The sequence below is a fragment of the Burkholderia pseudomultivorans genome (assembly GCF_001718415.1).
Classification (GTDB): domain Bacteria; phylum Pseudomonadota; class Gammaproteobacteria; order Burkholderiales; family Burkholderiaceae; genus Burkholderia; species Burkholderia pseudomultivorans_A.
This window is the reverse complement of sequence record NZ_CP013378.1, coordinates 2,945,102-2,958,856: the sequence shown is the minus strand read 5'-3', so window position 1 is coordinate 2,958,856 and position 13,755 is coordinate 2,945,102. Positions and strand designations below refer to the sequence as shown.

The window sequence follows — 13,755 nt, the reverse complement described above, 5'->3', positions numbered from 1 at the left end:
TCATTCCTCTTAGTGCAAGGACCGATTCCTTGCGGTTAGCATCGGGTCAGGCCATACGGCCGCCATCAAATCAGTGCGCCATGGTCATTTCTCACTGGAACCAATGTTCACGTGCTTTCATGATCAACGCCTTAGCGGCATCCTCTTCCATCCCGGTCATGTCGACCAGTTCGTCCACGGCCAGCTCGGCGAGATCGTCGCGCGTGGCCACGCCGTGTTCGGCAAGTTTCGCGAGCAGCTCCGGCGTGACGCCGTCGAGGCTCTTCAGATCCAGCGCTGCGTTCTCGACCTTTTCCTCGTTCGCGATCGCCATCGTCAGCAGCGCGTCGCGAGCGCGGTTGCGCAGCTCGTGCACGGTGTCCTCGTCGAACGCCTCGATCTCGAGCATTTCGTTCAGCGGCACGTAAGCGATCTCTTCGAGGCTCGTGAAGCCTTCGTCGATCAGGATGTCGGCAACTTCTTCGTCGACGTCGAGACGCGCCATGAACAGCGCACGCAGCCGGTCGCGTTCCTCGCCCTGCTTCAGGGCGGACTCGTCCGGGGTCATGATGTTGATCTGCCAGCCGGTCAGTTCGCTGGCAAGGCGAACGTTCTGGCCGCTACGGCCGATCGCGACGGCGAGTTCGTTCTCGTCGACCACGACGTCCATCGAGTGCTTTTCTTCATCGACGACGATCGACTGGACTGCTGCCGGCGCGAGCGCGCCGATCACGAACTGGGCGGGATCCTCGGACCATAGCACGATGTCGATGTTTTCGCCACCGAGCTCGTTGCGCACGGCCTGCACGCGCGAACCGCGAATGCCGACGCAGGTGCCGATCGGATCGATCCGCTTGTCGTACGCGATCACGCCGATCTTCGCGCGCACGCCCGGGTCGCGCGCCGCGGCCTTGATCTCGAGCAGGCCCTGCTCGATCTCCGGCACTTCCATCTCGAACAGCTTCATCAGGAACTCAGGCGCCGTGCGCGAGAGTTCGATCTGCGGGCCGCGCGCGGTGCGATCGACCTTCGCAATGTATGCACGCACGCGGTCGCCCACGCGCAGGTTTTCCTTCGGGATCAGCTGGTCGCGGCGCAGCAGCGCTTCGACACGGCCCGATTCGACGATGAAGTTGCCCTTGTCGAGGCGCTTCACCGTGCCCGTCATGATCTTTTCGCCGCGCTCGAGGTAGTCGTTCAGGATCTGCTCGCGCTCGGCGTCGCGCACCTTCTGCAGGATCACCTGCTTCGCGGCCTGCGCGCCGATGCGGCCGAACTCGATCGACGGAACGGGTTCCTCGATGAATTCACCGACTTCGACGTCGGGCTTCTGCTCGCGCGCCTCGAACAGCAGGATCTCGCGATCCGGCTCCTGCAGGCCCGCCTCGTCGGGCACGACGAGCCAGCGACGGAAGGTTTCGTGCTCGCCGCTTTCGCGATCGATATGGACGCGGATTTCGGCGCCTTCGTCGAACAGCTTCTTGGAAGCGGACGCGAGCGCAGCCTCGAGGGCGCCCAGCACCACATCCTTGTCGACGTTTTTCTCGCGCGCCAGCGCATCCACCAGCATCAAAACTTCGCGACTCATTATTTGCGGCTCCTAAAGTCAACGTGCGGAATCAGGCGGGCTTTGTCGATATCGGCCAGCGTGAAATCCAGCATGGCCGCCTCGCCCTTCTTCCTCTCAAATTCCAAACCGATCGTTTCGCCATTCGGCGCGTGCAGGATGCCCCGGTACGTCTTGCGCCCGTCCAGCGGCTTTTTCAAGGTCACGGAAACTTCGCTGCCGGCGAAACGCTCGAAGTCGGCCAGCTTCTTCAACGGGCGGTCGAGCCCCGGGGACGAGACTTCGAGCCGTTCGTAATCGATGTTTTCGACCGTCAAGACGTGCTGGAGCTGACGCGTGACCTTTTCGCAATCTTCGAGCGAGATACCGGCAGGCTGGTCGATATAGACGCAAAGCATGCCGCGCCCGGTGCGCTCGAGATCCACCAGCTCGTATCCGAGCCCGGTGACCGTGGTTTCTATCAGTTCCGTCAGTTGCACTGTGTCCTCTCAGGTGTTCGCGCCCGCCGCTCGCGATTCACCCGCGGGCGCGCGCCTTAGCCGGCGCAGGAAGCGCTACCCGAGATGCCCAACCGTTTCAGCAAAAAAAAATGGGCGCAACGCCCATCTTCCCTTACTGCCTGGTCGCACCTGAGCCGCACATAAATCCGTACGCCCAGCGACTTTGTGATTATAGCGTTTTTCGCCGCAAACGCCAAGCGCCAGCCCGCACGGGCGACGCTCGTATAACGTCATATGGTCGAAACGCCAGGCCGGCCGCTCGCAGAAGCGGCGATTCGTACGATATGAGGCGCCGGACATGCCGACATTTGTCGGCATGACTGCGCTTCAATATAGCTTCAATTCGCTTATTCGCAAGGCGTCGGCGCAACCGGATTCAGCCCGATTCCGCCGACGCGCGCCGGCGTGGATGCTCAGCGGCCGCGCGAGCGGCTGCGCTGCGGCCGCTGGCCGCCGCGCGCACCGCCGTTGCCGCCTTCGGCGCGATTGCCGTTCGGGTTGCGGTTGCCGTTACCGCCCTTGCCGCCACCCTTGCCGCCGGCACGCTGCTTGTTGCCGCCATACGACGCGCGATTGCCGTCGACGTCGCGACCGCCCGGACGACCACCGTGACCGCCCGGCGCAACCGGCAGGCTGCCATAACCGCTCAGGCCCGGGAAACCGCCCGGCGCGCCGCGCCGGCCGCCGCGGCGCGGCTGGTCGAGCTGGCCGTGCGTGGTCAGCACGGGTTCGCGGCTGATGAAGCCCATCGAGGTCTGCATCGGATCGGGCTGGCGACGTTCGGTCTCGCCGCCGCGCCGGCCCTTTTCCTCCGACGGCGCCTTCAGGCCGACGGTCGCCATCAGCTTGCGCACCTGCGCCTCGTCGAGCTCCTCCCAGCGACCGCGCTTGAGGCCGCGCGGCAGCGGAATCGGACCGTGACGCGTGCGGATCAGGCGGCTCACCATCAGGCCGACCGCCTCGAACATCCGACGCACTTCGCGGTTGCGGCCTTCGGCCAGCGCGACGTGATACCAGTGGTTCGTACCTTCGCCGCCGCCGTCGCGGATGCGCAGGAAGTTCGCGGGGCCGTCGTCGAGCTCGACGCCGTGCAGCAGCTTCTGCCGCGACGCTTCGGTCAGCTCGCCGACGACGCGCACCGCGTATTCACGCTCGACGCTGTAGCGCGGGTGCATGAAGCGGTTCGCGAGGTCGCCCGACGTCGTCAGCATCAGCAGGCCTTCGGTATTGAAGTCGAGGCGGCCGACCGCGAGCCATTTCGCCGTCTTCATCGGCGGCAGGCGATCGAACACCGACGGACGACCTTCCGGGTCCGCATGGCTGACGATTTCGCCGGTCGGCTTGTGGTACAGCAGCACGCGGGGCGGCTTGTTCGGCAGCTTGCGCTTGACCGGCTTGCCGTTGATCCGCACCTGGTCGGTCGGCATGATGCGCTGGCCGATGTGCGCCGGCTCGCCGTTCACCGACACGCGGCCGGCGATGATCAGCTCTTCCATTTCGCGGCGCGAGCCCATGCCCGCTTCCGCCAGCACCTTGTGCAGCTTCGGCGCGTCGTCGTCCGGCGACAGCACGCGCTTGTTCGCCGGCTGGCCGCGGCCGCGACGCAGCATCGGTGCGCGCACGCCGCTGCCGGCTGCCGCGTTGTCCGCATCGAACGCCGGCGACGTCACGTAGGCGAACAGATCGTCCTGCGCCGCCTCGCCAGCCTCGGCCTTCGGTGCGCCACCGCGCTTGCCCTGGCCGCCCTTGCCGCCGGCCGCGCCGTCGCGCTTGCCGCCAGCCGCCTTGCCGCGTCCGCCCTTGGCGGCGCCGTCGCGGGCCGCCCCTTCCTTGCGCGGTGCGCGCGGCGCGGGCTGCGCCGGTGCCGCGTCGGCCGGCGGCGCATCCGCGCTGTCGCCATCCTGCGGCGCACCTTCGGCGCCCTTCGACTTGGCCGCCGCGCGGCGGCGTGCAATCAGGCTGCGCGGACCGCGCCGCAGGCCGCGACGGGGACGCTCGTCGCCGCCCGCGGCCGGAGCGTCCTGCTCCGGCGCATCGTCGGCGCGCGCCGCCTGCACGGCAGGCGCGGACGATTCAATATCGTGGATATCAGTCAAAACAACCTCAAAATGTCAGGTCTCGCGCCCGGAGGGGGCGCGGCAAGAAGTCGGCCGCGATCAGGCGCGACGCTGTTCGGGTTCTGCTTCGTCGTCCGGCAGCGCGTCCGCGCCGATCGGCGCACTGGCGCTTCGTACGGCATCGGCGAGACTGTCGGACGTGTCGTCCAGCATCTCGCCGTCCGCGAGACGGGCATCGGATGCGTCGGCCTGACCGGCCTCGCCGGACGTGTCGCCGGCCGCTTCCATTCCGTCCCCGGCAGCCGCATCGGCGGCCGGCTTGCGATCTTCCTCGTTCGATTCCGCGTGCAGCGGCGTCGGCTGCACACCGGTCGGCGCTGCTTCGGCGCCGCCCTGTTCGATTTGCCCACGATCCGCCCCGAGCGTATCGCGGTTTTGCAATTCCTGCGTCGACGCGACCTCCGTCGCGGCGTCGCCGTGCAACTCGGCCGGCTGCGCAGCCGCCGTTTCGCCGGCCTCGACCGACGACGCATCGGTCGCCGCGTCGTCGCCGGATCCGGTCGCATCGCCGGCCAGCGGCGCATCGCCGTCGAAGTCCATCGCCTGCTGCGCGAGCAGCGCGGCCTCGATGTTCGCGGCAGGCTCCTCGAGCGCCGGCAGGTCGTCGAGCGCCTTCAGTCCGAGATCGTCGAGAAACTGCTTGGTCGTCGCATACAGCGCGGGCCGTCCCGGTACGTCGCGATGCCCGATCACCTCGATCCAGTTGCGATCCTCGAGCTGCTTGACCACCTGCGTATTGACGGTGACCCCGCGGATCTCTTCGATGTCGCCGCGCGTGACCGGCTGCCGGTACGCAATGATCGCCAGCGTCTCGAGCACCGCGCGCGAATACTTCGGCGGCTTCTCCGGATGCAGCCGATCCAGAAAATGACGCATCGCCGGCTTGCTCTGAAAGCGCCATCCGCTCGCCAGCGCCACCAGTTCGACGCCGCGGCCGGACCAATCCTGTTTCAGATCTTCGAGCAACGTGCGGACCGTGTCAGCCGACACGCCGTCGGCAAAGAGCTTGCGCAAATCGCCGAGCTTAAGCGGCTCCTGCGCGCAGATCAAAGCAGTCTCGAGGACGATCTTCGCCTCTTGGGTATTCATGCAGCTAGGCCAGACCCTGTGGTCAAACGAACCGGATCAACAAACAGACGAAAGGAACGGAAAGACGCGCTCGCCCGATTCTGATCGGTCATATTGATGGGAGCACGAACCGGGGGCGGCGCACCAACTTCAAGCCAGGCCCAAACCGGACGGAACAGCACGACTCAACGACGGAGCCGCGTGACTGAGCGCCATATTACGCAAAATTGCGCGGTGCGTAAAGATGAGTCGAATGGCCGGCCGTTTGCGCTCCGGCCCCGCTTCAGCACGCCGCGCCACGATCCCCGAGGAACCGGCGCAGGCGCTCGACGCCGGCATCGAGCCGCGCCGGATCGCACGCGTAGCACCAGCGGACGAAGCCCTCCCCTTCGGGGCCGAATGCGCGCCCGGGTGCGAGACCGAGCGCCGCATCGCGCACCAGCGCCTTGCAGAACGCCAGGCTGTCGCCCGCGCCCGGCAGCCGCAGGAACAGGTACATCGCGCCGGGCGGCGGCGGCACCTCGACGCCCGGCAACGTGCGCAGCGCCGCGACCAGGTGGTCGCGCGCATTGCGCAGCGTCGCGACGAACGACTGCACGAACGGCTCGCCGTCGCGCAGCGCGACTTCGGCGGCGGCCTGCACGAAACCGGGCGCGCACGACGTGTTGTATTCGACGAGCTTCGACAGGTCGTCCATCACCGACGGCGGCGCGACGAGCCACCCGAGCCGCCAGCCCGTCATCGCCCACGCTTTCGAAAACGAGTTCACGACGACGACCCGCTCGTCGCGCGACGCGATATCGAGGAATGACGGCGCACCGGGCGCGCCGAAGGCCAGCCGTTCGTACACCTCGTCGGCGACCAGCCAGATGCCGTGACGGCGACAATGCGCGAGCACCGCGCGCTGGTCGTCGCGCGACATCGTCCAGCCGGTCGGATTGTTCGGCGAGTTCACCAGCAGCATCCGCGTGCCGGGCGTCAGCGCATCGAGCAGCCGGTCGAGGTCGAGCTGCCAGCCGTCGCTGCGACAGGCGAGCGGCGCGCATTCGACCTGCGCACCGAGGATCTTCGGAATCTCGACGAGATTCGGCCACAGCGGCGTGACTGCGACGACGCGGTCGCCGGGGCCCGCCAGCAATTGCGAGGCGAGCATCAGCGCGTTCACGCCGGCACTCGTCACGGCCACCGCATCGAGCGCCGTCGCGCCGTGCCGGGCGCTCACGTATGCGGCGATCGCCGCGCGCAGTGATCCGGTGCCGAGGTTATGCGTGTAGAACGTCGCGCCGTCGCGCAACGCGCGAGCCGCTGCGTCGCGGATGAAATCCGGTGTCACGCGGTCCGACTCGCCGAACCAGAACGGCAGCACGTCGGGCACGCCGGCACCGGCGTTCGCGACTTCGCGGATCAGCGACGGACGCAGCGCCTGCACCGCACTGCGCGCCGCCGGCACGGCCGCTGCCGGACGAAAATCTGCGGAATCCACCATCGGGGCCACCGTCGGGAAACACGATCCGCGTAGTGTACCGGCGGCCCGCCGCAACGGCGCGCGTCAGTCGAGATCCTCGGCACGCGCCGGCATCTGCCGCACCAGCTCCCAGATTGCCTGCGCAGCGGGCGACAGCGACCGGTCGCGGCGCCGCACCAGCTCGACGGTACGCTCGGTGCGCGGCGTGAGCGGCCGCGCGACGAGCGTCGAGCCGGCCGGCAGCGGCAGCGACAGCCACGGCTGCACGCTCACGCCGATGCCCGCCTCGACGAGCCCGAACACGGTCGCCGAATGCCCGAGTTCCTGCATGACCGTCGCGTTGACGCGGTGGGCGGCCAGCGCCGCATCGATCAGCGGCCGGCTTCCGGACGCATGGTCGAGCAGCACGAGGCGCTCGCCGTTCAGCGCGGTCCACGGCACTTCGGCGCGCGCCGCAAGCGGATGATCGGCGCGCGCGACCAGGCAGAACGAATCGGTCATCAGCGGCTCGCAGACGAGATCGGCGACGGCCAGCGGCCCGATCACCACGCCGAAGTCGACTTCGCTCGACTTCACCCTGCGCAGCACGTCGCTCTGCACGTCGTCGCGCAGGCCGAGCGTGACGAACGGGAACTGCCGCTCGCACGACGCCACCACGCGCGGCATCAGGCGGCATGCGATCGTCGGGCTGGCCGCAACGATCACGCGGCCGCGGCGCTGTTCGCCGATCTCGCGTATCTCGCGCAGCGTATCGTCGAGATCGTCGATCAGCCGCGACACGCTCGCGATCAGGTTTGCACCGACGTCGGTCAACTGCACGTCGCGGGTCGTGCGGTCGATCAGCTTCAACCCGAGCTCGGCCTCCAGCTCGCGCACGCAGCGGCTGACCGCGGACTGCGTGAGCCCGATCTCGTCGCCCGCGCGACTGAAACTCCTGAGCCGCGCAACCTCGATGAACACGCGAAGCTGGCGCAGCGTGACGTTCATCTCCTGACCTCATCAATCGTCGATGTCGATGCGCGATTCTAATGCGCGCACCCCGTGCAGACGCGTGAATCCGCATCGAACACGCATGTTTCGCTGCGGTGCAATATGCGCGCAAACGCACGTAGCGCGGGCGGATTGCACAAGATTGGTGATTGTCCCGATTTGCTGCCGGGTCATTTTGGCGTCTTATACGCCCCTAGCTGACATAGCCGTCGGCTCGCTGCCAAGCGGCTCTCGAGGGATTCGCCTCGGACATGGCACGCTTCGTGCATTACATGGCGCACAGGGCAAGGTTTCGTCGGACGGAAGGCAGGATCCCCGCTCCCGGCTTACCGGACGCCCCCACCCGGCACTCGACGCTCGAGTGCCTGAAGAGTGCGCGGCGCATGGCAGCGCATCGGAGTTAGCTTCGCTGAGGTGAGGACATGATGCTGTTCGACGATTTGAGAGATAACGAATGGGCGCTGGTCGAGGGTCTGTTTTGTTCGGAACCGGCGCGTAGTGAGCGGCGTGGCCGCCCCCGCGTGGAGGCCCGTTCGGTGGTGAATGCCGTGCTGTGGGTGCTGTCGACCGGCGAAGGCTGGTCGAAGCTGCCGGGCCGCTATCCTTCTCCGCCGACCTGCCGCCGCCGCTTCGACGAATGGCAGGCCGACGGCACGCTCGCGGAAATCGTCAAGCGACTCGGCACCAGCGGCCGGCAGATCTCGCTGCGCGGGCGCATCGGCGCGAGCGCGGCCAAGCCGCCGGCGCCGCCGAGCCGCGATCGGTTGCGCGGCGCCTTCTGGACCAATCCGGAATCCTGGCGCGCGCCGGTCAAGATGGCGTAACGCAGACTCGATCGGGCGGCTTCGGCCGCCCGATTCCATTCTGCGGCGCGATTTTTTCGCGGCGCCTGCGCGGCCATCGATGACGGCTGTCGCGCAGCGATACATCTATTTACCATTATTTACAGCATGCCTGCACTCCCGCGCTTACCTTAGCGACATATCAACAGGCCGCCCCGACGGCTTGAAGGGAGCCCGCCATGAAAACAATGTCACTGCTCGTCGCATGCGGCATTGTCATTTCGCTGGCGCTGACCGCTCCCGCGCGTGCGGACGATCGCACGAAGCCACCCCACCGACAGCAGGACCACCGCAGCACCCTGATGCGCCAGCAGCCGCCCGGCGGCCCGGCCGGCCGGCAGACCGTCCCGCGCGGCGACTTGCGCGGCGACATCGCGAGCAACGCGCGAGCACGCGTCGGCTCGCCGTCGGCCGACATGCCGCGTCATCCCTAAACGCCCGGGTTCGTCAAAGAAAATGCCCACAGTCGGGAACTGTCCGGCCGTGCGCCGGGTCACATCGTTGCCATGAGCACAGCGTGGCAACAGCAAAAGTATCCGGTACGCCCGTATCCTCGCGATACGGGCTTTTTTTTGGCGCCGCCGGGGCGCCGACGGGATGAAGACAGGCTCGGAAGGAAGCGTCGCTACAGCCTGCTTTCGAGAATCGACACGGCGCTCGCATCGCTGAGCACGTAGTCGTCCATGCGGCGATCGGTCCAGGCAAGCAGTTTCTCTTCGCGCTCCAGGCGAGCGAATTCGGCTCGACCGTTGTCGGTTAGCACCGCGATGTCGACCGGTGCATGAAAGCCCGGCGCGGGCGCGACGGTCTTTTGCCTGACCGTGTCCATCAGCCCGAGCGACCGGAGATACTCGAACACGCCTGGGCGGCGCGCCCACGGTACCTGGCGGTACTGCACTCGTCTCAATGCGTCGAGCACCGCTTCATTGGAATACGTGGCCATCTCGATTCTTTCTTAAAGTGCAGCGACAATGCGAAGCGGCGTGCCGGGCGGGATCTCCGCCCGCCGATGCCGCCACCGATTCTGGGGCTCGACGTTCTCGGCGTCACGTCAGGGCCGGATCGTCAGCCGTCCATAAAAAGACACCATACCCCAATCAAATTGATCCTGTTCGATTCATTTGTACTTCTCTTCATCGGTTTCATGCTCTTCCGCAAGTGGCGGCGACTCATTGCGCTCGCCGCCGTTGCCCTGTTCGGGCTGCTCGCCACCGGCTGGCTCGCGGCGCCGCTGATCGCGTGGGCCGAGGCCGGCGTCGCGCCCGTCGCGCGCCCGGACATGCACGGGCAGACGACGCTGATCGTGATCGGCGCCGGCACGCGTCGCACCGACACCGGGCTTCGGCCGCCGCCGGACGGCGACGCGCGCATCCGCAAGACCGCCGCGCTCTACCGGGCGTGCCGGCAGCAGGCCCAACGATGCACGGTCGTGATGTCGGGGGGCGATCCGCAGCATCACGGCGAAACGGAAGCGGCCGTCTACGGGCGCCAGCTCGTCGCGGCGGGCGTCGATTCCGGCGACCTCATCCTCGAACCCGACAGCCGCACCACCTACGAAAACGCCAAATTCACTGCGTCTATACTACGCTCACGGCATGACGACGCACGCATTCTCGTCACGTCGTCGTATCAGATGCGCCGCGCGCTGCTCGATTTCCATCGTTTCGGCATCGATCCGCAGCCCGTCTATGCGAACCGTCGCGACGCGCAGACGGGCTGGCTGCCGCGCTGGCGAAACATCGTCAACGCCGAACAGGCGCTGCACGAGCTGGTCGGCATTGCGCAATTCCATGTTTATCGACTGCTCGGGTGGTTCTGACGGTGCGCCGACGCACCGAAGCCGCGCGGCAATGCCGAATGGCACGCGCATGACGAAACGCGCGAAGTGTTGCGCGACTTCAACGCGGCCTTGCGTCGCGCCGCGATCGGATTCACACTGATCCGTCACTTTTGTTACACTCGACACGCACTCGATTGCAGTCGCCAGACAAAACGGCAACACTCGGGTTCATCACCACTTAGCGGAGGTAAAGGCAATGAAGAAGACGTCCCTGGCTATCCTGGTTGCGATGTCGGCGCTGACTGGCGCAGCGTATGCGCAAGAGAGCACGCAGATCCAGACCATCACCGATCCGGCCAAGATCGCCGAGATCGAGCAGCGCGCTCAGGCGCTGCAACAGCAGCAAGCAGCCGAAGCCGCTCAGCCGGCGATGCAGGAAGAGCATCACCACCACGCCAAGAAGGCCGCCCATCACGCGAAGAAGGCCGGCAAGAAAGCCGCCAAGGCCGCTCCGGCAGACGCTGCCAGCCAGTAAGTCCGGCTGCACCGCACAAGCGAAAAGCCGAATCCGGGCAACCGGGTTCGGCTTTTTTGGTTGCGGCGCCGGCACGCTGTGCTAAAGTCGCGCACCGAATTTTTCCACCCGTACGCACCCCGGTGCGGAGGACAGCATGAGCAACATTCAACTCGACATCGAGTGGACCGACGCAGCCACTCGCAAAATCAAGCAACTGATGCCGCGCGGCTCGGACGACGCCTTTCTCGCGCTGCCGCCGATCGAGTGCCTGCCGATGGAGGGCGATGTGCTGTTCCTCGGCCCGCAGGGCAAGCAGCAGCCGTTCATCGTCGCGGAGCGCCAGTACCATCACGACGGCGACGCCGACTGGACCATCATCCTGATCCTCGACGTGCCCAGCGCATCTCACTGACGCCGCGCGGCGGCCGACGTCCGCGCGACCGGCCGCCCGCTCAGACGAGTTTCGACAGCACGCGGATTTCGGAACGCTCGATCCAGTCCGCGGCCGCTTCACGATAGGCGAGGATATGCGCGGAACGCGCATGCGCGGCCAGCGCCGCCTCGCTCTCCCACCGCTCGACGAATACGAATCGCGCCGGCTCCTTCAGGTCCCGGTGCAGGTCGTACTGCAGCGCGCCGGCCTCCTTGCGAGTCGGCTCGACGATCCCTTCGAGCACGCCGCGCAGCTTTTCTTCGGCACCCGGTTTCGCGACGATCAGCGCGACGACAGCGATTTCCGACATTCCCCACTCCTCCGATTCGAAAGATCCGAGAATACGCGAATCCGACCGATCGCAGCCGCGCGCCGCGAAAGCGCGCGCACCAAAAAAATAGCCCGCGCTTCAGAGAAGCGCGGGCAAAACCGTCGCCCTACGAGGATAGGCGACGGGGCCATCGAGATCCGCACGCGGTGCGGATCGTCATCGGTTGCGCCGGCGCTCGCTGCGCCGGCATTCGAGACGTCGATACCGTTGGTCGGCGTCCGCGACGCACGCCCGGTGTCTGACGTCATCCTCCCTGTCTAGCAATTCCGACATATAAAGCAGACTCCGTGCCAGGCGTGGATTTATGAACATTCCATTGATTTATAAAGGGAATTTTTTCTGTCGCGACGACGTAACACCCGATCTGCCGCCGTAACGCCCGGATGTTACGTAACGTCACGCGGCGGGACCGGACCCTCCGGCCACGCGCGCGCCGGTGCGCAGGCGAAAAAAAACCCGCCGGAGGCGGGTTTCGTTTGGAGCAACGGGAAACGTCGCGATCAGCGCAGCTGATTCACGAGCAGCCCCATGATCTGGCGAGCCGGCGACGACGTATCGATCGCACCCGACTCGTCGACGACCGCGACGCGCGTCTGGTCCGGCGTCAGCGCCTTCACGTTGACGCGATACTGCTTCGCCTGCTTTTCCTTCTTGCCGTGGAACAACTGGCTCCAGAAGCCCTGCTCGGCCGCGCTCAGATCCTTCGGATCCACATAGCGCACGAAATACAGGCCCTTCGTGCGGTCGCGATCGTCGACCGTGAAGTTCGCACGATCGAGCGCGAGGCCGACATGCAGCCAGGACCGGTCGTACGGTTCGCCGAGCGTGACTTCGGACGGCACCGCACCCGAATCGCCCGCGTCGTTCCCTTGCGCGGAGGTGCGCGTGACGTTCTGCGCCGCGATCGCCGCGGCCGCCTTCGACGAGGCATCGGCGTCGTCCTTCTTGTCCTTCGCCGGCACCGTGTTGTCCTTGATGTTCGCGATCGGCGGCTCGCCGTTCTTCGCGCGCTGCTCGTTTTGCGCGAGCACCGCCATCAGGCGCTTCAGGTATTCGGTTTCGAGCGCCGGATCGTTCGGCTTCGGCTCCCACTTGCTCGAATCGTTGTTCGCCCCGGTGATCGCCTCGCGCATCCCCTTCTGGCTGATGAACACGTAGGTGCCGCCGTTCGGCGCCGCATCGAGACGCGTGCGGTACTTGTTGCGCTCGGCCGTCACGTACGAATTGCCCATCGCCTTCGAGATCACGCTGCGGATCAGGCCGTCGTTGATCTGCGGATGGGTTTCGTTCCAGTCGGTTTCCATCACGCCCTTGGCGCGCTGATCGACGACGAGCAGGAAGCCCTGCTCCTGCCAGAAGCGGCGGACCTGCGGCCAGATATCGGCGGGGCTCTTGCCGTCGATCACGAGCCAGCTCTCGGTGCCGTCGCGCTGGATACGCATGCCGGGCACCGCCGGGGCGACGGTGTCCGTCGCGGGCGCCACCTGCTGGACCTGCTGAAGCGCGGACAGGGAAGTCGCGCCGCCTTGCGGCGGCAGCGAACGCTGATCGGCCGTCTCGTCGAGCATGTTGGGCGGCACTGCGAGCGACGCTTCCTTCGATTTCGAATCGCTCTTGTAGTCCACTTTCGTGGGCGACGACGTACCGCAACCGGCGACGAGCGCGCCGGTGGCGAGCACTGCAGCGAACCGCATGGTAAGACGAAGATCAGTCATGTTCGGGGAATCCTCTTCCGCTAAATCACGGCGCTTTCCGTGGATCAACCTTGCATTTTACCGGGGCTGCGGCGGGCTGTGCAAAAAAGCGGCCGGCGGGGAAATCCTCGGCGTCCGCTCGCCGTTCCCGCACGAGCATCGAGCACGTACGCGCGGCGCGATTGTCGACACGATCTCGAGGAATCGACGCGGGAAGCTGCATCGGGATGAAAGGCGAAACAGCCGCGGAAAAAGGAAAAGGGCTTACAGACCAAAGATCTGTAAGCCCTTCATTTCCTGGTCGGGGCGAGAGGATTTGAACCTCCGACCACCTGCACCCCATGCAGGTACGCTACCAGGCTGCGCTACGCCCCGAAAGAAAAAAATTATAACAGACAGTTCGCCGAATTAGAACGGGTCACATGCATTTTATGAATGCCCATGTGAAATTTTTTGCGAGCCCGCACCGCTC

General features: G+C 66.2%; 13 protein-coding genes, 1 tRNA gene and 1 pseudogene. 5 read left to right on the top strand and 10 right to left on the bottom strand.

Annotated elements, in window-relative coordinates; all coding sequences use genetic code 11:
* Positions 1-91: 91 nt before the first annotated feature.
* The 6 genes from nusA to WS57_RS25995 form a co-directional block, all read right to left on the bottom strand.
* A complete protein-coding gene (nusA, locus tag WS57_RS26020) occupies positions 92-1,567 on the bottom strand; it encodes a transcription termination factor NusA (RefSeq protein ID WP_009689830.1) in 1,476 nt (491 codons plus the stop codon).
* Positions 1,567-2,025, bottom strand: coding sequence for a ribosome maturation factor RimP (rimP, locus tag WS57_RS26015; protein ID WP_009689829.1), 459 nt, complete (start codon positions 2,023-2,025; stop codon positions 1,567-1,569). Before rimP ends, nusA begins: the two co-directional genes overlap by 1 nt.
* A gap of 434 nt (positions 2,026-2,459) precedes the next feature.
* Positions 2,460-4,142: a 23S rRNA pseudouridine(2605) synthase RluB gene (gene rluB / locus WS57_RS26010; protein WP_069245050.1), complete on the bottom strand. Its 1,683-nt coding sequence runs from the start codon at positions 4,140-4,142 to the stop codon at positions 2,460-2,462.
* A 60-nt stretch (positions 4,143-4,202) separates the two neighbouring features.
* Positions 4,203-5,252 carry an SMC-Scp complex subunit ScpB gene (gene scpB, locus WS57_RS26005; protein WP_060300544.1) on the bottom strand — a complete coding sequence of 350 codons (1,050 nt, stop codon included), beginning with the start codon at positions 5,250-5,252 and terminating at the stop codon, positions 4,203-4,205.
* 262 nt (positions 5,253-5,514) lie between these two features.
* Entirely contained in the window at positions 5,515-6,717 is a 1,203-nt protein-coding gene (locus tag WS57_RS26000; protein WP_069245049.1) for a pyridoxal phosphate-dependent aminotransferase, read from the bottom strand.
* A gap of 63 nt (positions 6,718-6,780) precedes the next feature.
* Positions 6,781-7,683, bottom strand: a complete 903-nt coding sequence (locus tag WS57_RS25995; RefSeq protein WP_009691218.1) for a LysR family transcriptional regulator — start codon at positions 7,681-7,683, stop codon at positions 6,781-6,783.
* A gap of 428 nt (positions 7,684-8,111) precedes the next feature.
* Here WS57_RS25995 and WS57_RS25990 point away from each other — a divergent pair.
* A pseudogene (locus WS57_RS25990) lies at positions 8,112-8,507 on the top strand (transposase); the annotation flags it as partial.
* A gap of 200 nt (positions 8,508-8,707) precedes the next feature.
* Complete coding sequence (locus WS57_RS25985; RefSeq protein ID WP_009691219.1) at positions 8,708-8,962, top strand: hypothetical protein; 255 nt, start codon at positions 8,708-8,710, stop codon at positions 8,960-8,962.
* A 191-nt stretch (positions 8,963-9,153) separates the two neighbouring features.
* Here WS57_RS25985 and WS57_RS25980 read toward each other — a convergent pair whose 3' ends face one another.
* Positions 9,154-9,471 (bottom strand): hypothetical protein, encoded by a 318-nt coding sequence (locus WS57_RS25980; RefSeq protein WP_009691220.1) that lies wholly within the window; start codon positions 9,469-9,471, stop codon positions 9,154-9,156.
* A gap of 159 nt (positions 9,472-9,630) precedes the next feature.
* Here WS57_RS25980 and WS57_RS25975 point away from each other — a divergent pair, with 159 nt between their 5' ends.
* From WS57_RS25975 to WS57_RS25965, 3 genes are all read left to right on the top strand, one after another.
* Positions 9,631-10,347, top strand: coding sequence for a YdcF family protein (locus tag WS57_RS25975; RefSeq protein ID WP_059515021.1), 717 nt, complete (start codon positions 9,631-9,633; stop codon positions 10,345-10,347).
* A gap of 217 nt (positions 10,348-10,564) precedes the next feature.
* On the top strand, positions 10,565-10,843 hold the full coding sequence (locus tag WS57_RS25970) for a hypothetical protein (RefSeq protein WP_009691223.1): 279 nt from the start codon (positions 10,565-10,567) through the stop codon (positions 10,841-10,843).
* Positions 10,844-10,979: 136 nt separating this feature from the next.
* Positions 10,980-11,237, top strand: a complete 258-nt coding sequence (locus tag WS57_RS25965; RefSeq protein WP_009691224.1) for a hypothetical protein — start codon at positions 10,980-10,982, stop codon at positions 11,235-11,237.
* Between the two features lie 40 nt (positions 11,238-11,277).
* Here WS57_RS25965 and WS57_RS25960 read toward each other — a convergent pair whose 3' ends face one another.
* From WS57_RS25960 to WS57_RS25950, 3 genes are all read right to left on the bottom strand, one after another.
* On the bottom strand, positions 11,278-11,568 hold the full coding sequence (locus WS57_RS25960) for a putative quinol monooxygenase (protein ID WP_009691225.1): 291 nt from the start codon (positions 11,566-11,568) through the stop codon (positions 11,278-11,280).
* Between the two features lie 521 nt (positions 11,569-12,089).
* Complete coding sequence (gene bamC / locus WS57_RS25955) at positions 12,090-13,304, bottom strand: outer membrane protein assembly factor BamC (protein ID WP_009691226.1); 1,215 nt, start codon at positions 13,302-13,304, stop codon at positions 12,090-12,092.
* A gap of 277 nt (positions 13,305-13,581) precedes the next feature.
* A tRNA-Pro gene (locus tag WS57_RS25950) sits at positions 13,582-13,658 on the bottom strand.
* Between the last annotated feature and the right edge of the window lie 97 nt (positions 13,659-13,755).

Bases quoted from the DNA above. Each gene is read 5' to 3' on its own strand.
- scpB (WP_060300544.1), bottom strand. From the start codon at position 5,252: ATGAATACCCAAGAGGCGAAGATCGTCCTCGAGACTGCTTTGATCTGC.
- nusA (WP_009689830.1), bottom strand. From the start codon at position 1,567: ATGAGTCGCGAAGTTTTGATGCTGGTGGATGCGCTGGCGCGCGAGAAA.
- WS57_RS25960 (WP_009691225.1), bottom strand. From the start codon at position 11,568: ATGTCGGAAATCGCTGTCGTCGCGCTGATCGTCGCGAAACCGGGTGCC.
- WS57_RS25995 (WP_009691218.1), bottom strand. From the start codon at position 7,683: ATGAACGTCACGCTGCGCCAGCTTCGCGTGTTCATCGAGGTTGCGCGG.
- WS57_RS26000 (WP_069245049.1), bottom strand. From the start codon at position 6,717: ATGGTGGATTCCGCAGATTTTCGTCCGGCAGCGGCCGTGCCGGCGGCG.
- bamC (WP_009691226.1), bottom strand. From the start codon at position 13,304: ATGACTGATCTTCGTCTTACCATGCGGTTCGCTGCAGTGCTCGCCACC.
- WS57_RS25970 (WP_009691223.1), top strand. From the start codon at position 10,565: ATGAAGAAGACGTCCCTGGCTATCCTGGTTGCGATGTCGGCGCTGACT.
- WS57_RS25980 (WP_009691220.1), bottom strand. From the start codon at position 9,471: ATGGCCACGTATTCCAATGAAGCGGTGCTCGACGCATTGAGACGAGTG.
- WS57_RS25965 (WP_009691224.1), top strand. From the start codon at position 10,980: ATGAGCAACATTCAACTCGACATCGAGTGGACCGACGCAGCCACTCGC.
- WS57_RS25985 (WP_009691219.1), top strand. From the start codon at position 8,708: ATGAAAACAATGTCACTGCTCGTCGCATGCGGCATTGTCATTTCGCTG.